The organism is Autumnicola lenta, assembly GCF_031846515.1.
GTDB classification, from domain to species: domain Bacteria; phylum Bacteroidota; class Bacteroidia; order Flavobacteriales; family Flavobacteriaceae; genus Autumnicola; species Autumnicola lenta.
In genome coordinates, this window is the sequence record NZ_JAVRHO010000047.1 from 1 (window position 1) to 5,555 (window position 5,555).

General features: G+C 38.8%; 5 protein-coding genes. 4 read left to right on the forward strand and 1 reads right to left on the reverse strand.

What is annotated here, in order from left to right; all coding sequences use genetic code 11:
* Positions 1-868 precede the first annotated feature (868 nt).
* From pth to serS, 4 genes are all read left to right on the forward strand, one after another.
* On the forward strand, positions 869-1,498 hold the full coding sequence (pth, locus tag RM545_RS17215) for an aminoacyl-tRNA hydrolase (RefSeq protein WP_311496520.1): 630 nt from the start codon (positions 869-871) through the stop codon (positions 1,496-1,498).
* A 7-nt stretch (positions 1,499-1,505) separates the two neighbouring features.
* The gene (locus RM545_RS17220) at positions 1,506-2,444 is read left to right on the forward strand and encodes a bifunctional riboflavin kinase/FAD synthetase (RefSeq protein ID WP_311496521.1); all 939 of its coding nucleotides are present in this window, start codon (positions 1,506-1,508) and stop codon (positions 2,442-2,444) included.
* On the forward strand, positions 2,434-3,756 hold the full coding sequence (locus RM545_RS17225) for an HTTM domain-containing protein (protein WP_311496522.1): 1,323 nt from the start codon (positions 2,434-2,436) through the stop codon (positions 3,754-3,756). The genes RM545_RS17220 and RM545_RS17225 overlap by 11 nt, the downstream gene beginning before the upstream one ends.
* A gap of 74 nt (positions 3,757-3,830) precedes the next feature.
* Positions 3,831-5,102 (forward strand): serine--tRNA ligase, encoded by a 1,272-nt coding sequence (serS, locus tag RM545_RS17230; protein WP_311496523.1) that lies wholly within the window; start codon positions 3,831-3,833, stop codon positions 5,100-5,102.
* A 59-nt stretch (positions 5,103-5,161) separates the two neighbouring features.
* Here serS and RM545_RS17235 read toward each other — a convergent pair whose 3' ends face one another.
* Complete coding sequence (locus tag RM545_RS17235) at positions 5,162-5,383, reverse strand: hypothetical protein (RefSeq protein ID WP_311496524.1); 222 nt, start codon at positions 5,381-5,383, stop codon at positions 5,162-5,164.
* Positions 5,384-5,555: the final 172 nt, after the last annotated feature.

The window sequence follows — 5,555 nt, forward strand, 5'->3', positions numbered from 1 at the left end:
GCGCTGCAAGAATCAGGAATAAAGACCTATTCTTAAGCAATAAGAATAAAGAGGTGCTAAAAAATGTCAATTTCGGTCTAATAAAGCGCAAGAGAACACTCAATTACAGACAAAAAGTTGCACACTGGAAATCAATTACAGGCGTATACCTTAAAATACTAATTATTGACCTTTAGAAGGGCAGCAGACTACGAACTACCAACATAAAAACTCCAGACTACAAAAACCCTCCAAAAATGCCAATTATCGACCTTCAGTATAAAAGGGAGTTAAAAAGTTAAAGAGGGAAAGAGTGAAGGAGTCAAAATCTCCGTTTTTAGGTTAGCATCAAGACCGCTGCGCTGCAAAAATCAGGAATAAAGACTTATTCTTAAGCAATGAAAATAGAGAGGTGCCAAAAAATGTCAATTTCGGTCTGTTAAAGCGCAAGAAAACGCTCAATTACAGACAAAAAAGTTGCACACTGGAAATCAATTACAGGCGTATACCTTAAAATACTAATTATTGACCTTTAGAAGGGCAGCAGACTACGAACTACGAACATAAAAACTCCAGACTACAAAGAGCCTTTAAAAATGGCAATTATCGACCTTCAGGAGAAAAGATTAAGAGTAAAAGAGTACACAAGTGAAAGAGTGATGGAGTAAAAATGACAAATTTCGACATAAAAAGAAATCAGCTTTCACTAAAAAAGCACCTTCCCCTACGTAGTTACAAAAAAGAGCTTTCCACTCTCCACTTTCCACTCAATTTTAATCTTCAAATCTTCAAATTCTTAAATTGTTCCTCTTTCTACTTTATTTCAATCTTCAATTTCTTTTCCACTTTCAACTGAATATTTAATTTTATCTTTACCAAAAAAGAGCATATGCTGTCTTTCTTCGGAAGAATATTAAGTAAAAGAAAGCCTCAGGAAGAAGAAATAGATCCCATGAAGAAATTTTTAATCGCCGGCCTTGGAAATATCGGTCGGGAATATGAAAATACAAGACATAATATAGGTTTTAAGATTGTGGATTTTCTCGCCGCTCAGGAGGAAGTTACTTTTTCTACTGACAGATTGGGGGATATCGCCCAATTCAAATTTAAAGGACGAACTTTTATTTTGCTGAAGCCCAGCACTTACATGAATCTTAGTGGAAAAGCCGTGAATTACTGGATGACGAAGGAGAAAATCCTTCCCGAAAATCTGCTGGTGGTTACTGATGATCTGAACCTCGCCTTTGGAACTTTACGGTTAAAAACAAAAGGCAGTGATGGAGGGCATAATGGGCTAAAAGACATTCAAAACGTCCTGAATACCACAAATTATAACAGATTTAGATTTGGAATAAGTGATGAATTTTCAAAAGGAAAACAGATAGATTACGTGCTGGGGGAATGGACGGAAGAGGAGGAGAAAAACCTTTCGGAAAGATTAAAAAAGTCTGCAGAACTTATTAAGTCTTTTGGAACTGCAGGAGTTTCGAATACAATGAATAATTTTAACGGAAAATAAGCCGACTTTGAAAGAACATCAGGGAGCAAATGCTTTTAACAGTGAGCGCCAGACGGCGGTAACTATAGGAACTTTTGACGGAGTACATGCAGGGCATCAAAAAATTATTGAACGGCTGGTAAATACAGCAAAAGCAAATAATCTGGAATCTGCTATCCTTACTTTTTTTCCGCATCCAAGGATGGTGCTGCAAAAAGAAAGCGGACTGAAACTGATTAATACAATTGCTGAAAGAAAGCAGATGCTGGAATCTACCGGCGTAGACCATCTAATCGTGCATCCTTTTACACACCAGTTTTCCCGACTTTCGGCATTGGAATTTGTACGCGATATTCTCGTAAATAAACTGAAGGCTAAAAAGGTAATTATCGGCTACGATCATCGTTTTGGAAGAAATCGTACTGCAGACATTAATAATCTCAAAGAATTTGGAGAGCAATTCGGTTTTGAAGTCGAAGAAATTAGCAAACAGGAAGTGGAAGCAGTGGCGGTAAGTTCTACCAAGATTAGAAATGCTCTTTATGAAGGAAGGGTTGAAAAGGCAAATAATTACCTGCAGCACCCTTTTACGTTAACCGGAACTGTGGTAAAGGGCCGCGGGCTGGGGAAAGAATTTAACTTTCCTACCGCCAATCTGGATATAAAGGAGGATTATAAATTAATTCCGAAAAACGGAGTTTATGTGGTAAGATCCCAAATTGACGGGAGAAATTTCTTCGGAATGATGAATATTGGTACCAATCCTACCGTTGGAGGGGAAGACCAAACCGTTGAAACTTACTTTTTTGATCTGGAACAGGATCTTTATGACAAAAAACTTCAGATTGAACTACTGGTGCGCATTCGGGACGAGAAAAAATTTGATTCTGTAGAATCCTTAACGATTGCGATGAAACAGGATCAGGCTTTTTCCAGGCAGTACATACGTGATAATTATGCTGAATAGGTGGCTGTTTAAACACATAGACAATTCTGCTCTTGTAGTTTTCCGTATCCTTTTTGGGATGTTGATTACCATAGAAGCATGGGGTGCAATATTCTCAGGATGGATCCAAAGAACGCTCATAGATCCGCCAAAGTTCACTTTCAATTTTATAGGTTTTGAATTTTTGCAACCGTTGCCGGGCGATCTTATGCTTTGGTATTATGGCTTGATGGGATTATTTGGTGTTTTTGTGATGCTGGGTTTTAAATACCGCATTAGCATTTTTTGTTACGGACTTATGTGGGCAGGTGTTTATCTAATGCAAAAATCCTCCTATAATAATCATTATTACCTGCTAATGTTGCTCTGCATCATTATGCTTTTTTTACCTGCGCACCGTAACCTCTCCATAGACGCTTTAAAAAATCCTTCCCTGAGAAAAATTTCTATGCCGCGCTGGGTCTGGATAGTCATCGTACTGCAGATGTGGATTGTATATACTTACGCTTCTATCGCCAAATTTTATCCCGACTGGCTGGATGGGACAATGCCGGATATCCTGATGAAGAGTAAAGAGGACTACTGGCTGGTGGGCGATTTTCTTCAGAAACAATGGATAAGACCGGTAATTACCTGGTTCGGACTTATTTTTGACCTGCTGATTATTCCGCTTTTGCTTTGGAAAAGAACACGTCTCATCGCATTTTTTATGGCTGTGTTTTTTCATCTTTTTAATAGCGTAATTTTTCAGATTGGTATTTTTCCTTACCTCTCGCTGGCTTTTATCCTTTTCTTTTTCCCTACGGAAAAGATCAACAAATGGTTCCTTCGGAAGAGAAAACCTCACTACGACAAAGGAGAAATCATTGTACCTTCCTATAACAAAGTGATAATTGCCGTTTTAGCGTGCTGGTTTATTATCCAGATTTCCCTGCCGCTAAGGCATTGGTTTTTTCAGGATAATGTGTTGTGGACAGAAGAAGGACATCGTCTAAGCTGGAGAATGATGCTGCGTTCAAAAAGAGGAAGCAGTTACTTTAAAGTTGTTGAAAAAGGAACTTCAGACACCCTTGTTGTGAAAAAATCTGAATATTTAAGCAAAAAACAACGACGGGCACTTAATTCCAAGCCCGATATGCTCTGGCAGTTTGCTCAATACCTTGAAAAGGAGTATGCTGAGAAGGGGAAGGAAATAGAAGTTTATATCGATGCACGGGTGAGTGTAAATGGCCGCCCCCTTAAAATGCTTATCGATCCAAAAGTAGATATGGCCAGGGCAGAATGGAGCCATTTTGGCCATAATGACTGGATTTTACCTTCAGATTTAGACTAGAATTTTTAAGCGCTTTTGTTACATTTGCAGCTTCAAAATTAATTTTAACCGGCACTTTAAAAATCAACGGCCTTATGTTACAAGTCAGCATTATCAGAGAGCAAAAAGATGCATTTATAGCAGCTTTAAAGAAACGAAATTTTGATGCTCAGGGGATTTTTGATGAAATCCTGCAGCTCGACGATATGCGCCGTTCTACGCAAACAAAGCTGGATAATACGCTGGCTGAGTCCAATAAATTATCCAAAGAAATTGGAATTCTGTTTAAAAACGGGGAAAAGCAAAAAGCAAATTTGCTAAAAGAGAAGACCGGAAGGTTAAAGGAAAATTCGAAGAACTACTCAGAGTTGCTTGCCAATACTATTATTGAAATGGAAAAGCACCTGTACACTATTCCTAATATTCCGCACGATTCTGTTCCCGCGGGCACTTCTGAAGAAGATAATGAAGAGGTTTATAAAGAAGGTGATATTCCGGTGTTGGCGGAAGGTTCTTTGCCGCACTGGGAACTGGCAAAAAAGTATGATATTATAGATTTTGAATTGGGTAATAAGATTACCGGGGCTGGTTTTCCTGTATACAAAGGAAAAGGAGCCAGGTTACAACGTGCTCTTATTACATATTTTCTTGACAAAGCTGTGGAAGCGGGGTATACCGAATATCAGTTGCCGTTAATGGTAAATGAAGCTTCTGGTTATGGTACAGGCCAACTTCCCGATAAAGAAGGGCAGATGTATCATATTGCTCAAGATGATCTGTATATGATTCCTACGGCAGAAGTGCCTATAACCAATATGTTTAGAGGAGATTTATTGACCGAAAATGATTTCCCGATTACCTGCACCGGTTATACGCCTTGTTTTAGAAGGGAAGCCGGTTCTTACGGTGCCCACGTACGCGGATTAAACCGTTTGCACCAGTTTGACAAAGTAGAGCTGGTAAGGCTGGAAAAACCTCAGGATTCCTATGCCGCCCTGGATGGAATGGTGGAACATGTAAAAAATATTCTTAAGGATCTTAAATTGCCTTATCGCATTCTGCGCCTTTGTGGTGGTGACCTTGGATTTACTTCGGCATTAACTTATGATTTTGAAGTTTTTTCTACTGCACAGGATCGCTGGCTGGAGATAAGTTCTGTGTCAAATTTTGAAGCTTTCCAGGCAAATCGCCTGAAATTGCGCTATAAAGACAAAGACAACAACAAAGAGCTTGTACACACTTTAAACGGAAGTGCACTGGCCCTGCCAAGAGTGCTTGCAGGTATTCTGGAAAATTACCAAACTCCTGAAGGTATTAAAGTGCCTGATGCTCTTATCCCGTATACCGGATTTGATATAATCGATTAGCGGATAAATAAAAAGGCCATCCAAATAATTTTGAATGGCCTTTTTTAATCCTAAAGAGACTAACTGTCTCTTTTATTTTTCTTTTCTCTCTGTGTAATGCCTTCTGCCTCACTGGCGTCCTTCAGGTCATTGTCTCTTTCTTTCCTCTTTTCTGCGTGCTCACCTTCCGCTTCTTTTGCTTTTAAAACATCTTTGTTAAAATGAACACCATCACTGTGCTGGTCGTTCAAAATAACTTCATCTCTTTCTTCGTCTTTTTTCTTATTGCTGTTTGGATTCATCTTTTTCTTTTTAAGATAAGATTAATGTTCAATACAATCGAATAATTGTTAGACATTATAATACATTTAACTGTTGGATATCTCGGATCGATTTGTGCCAGTGATTTCGGTCGGTTAGTGCCAGGCATTTCGGTTCAAATTGTGCCACTTTTAGCTTTTAGATGAACCTATA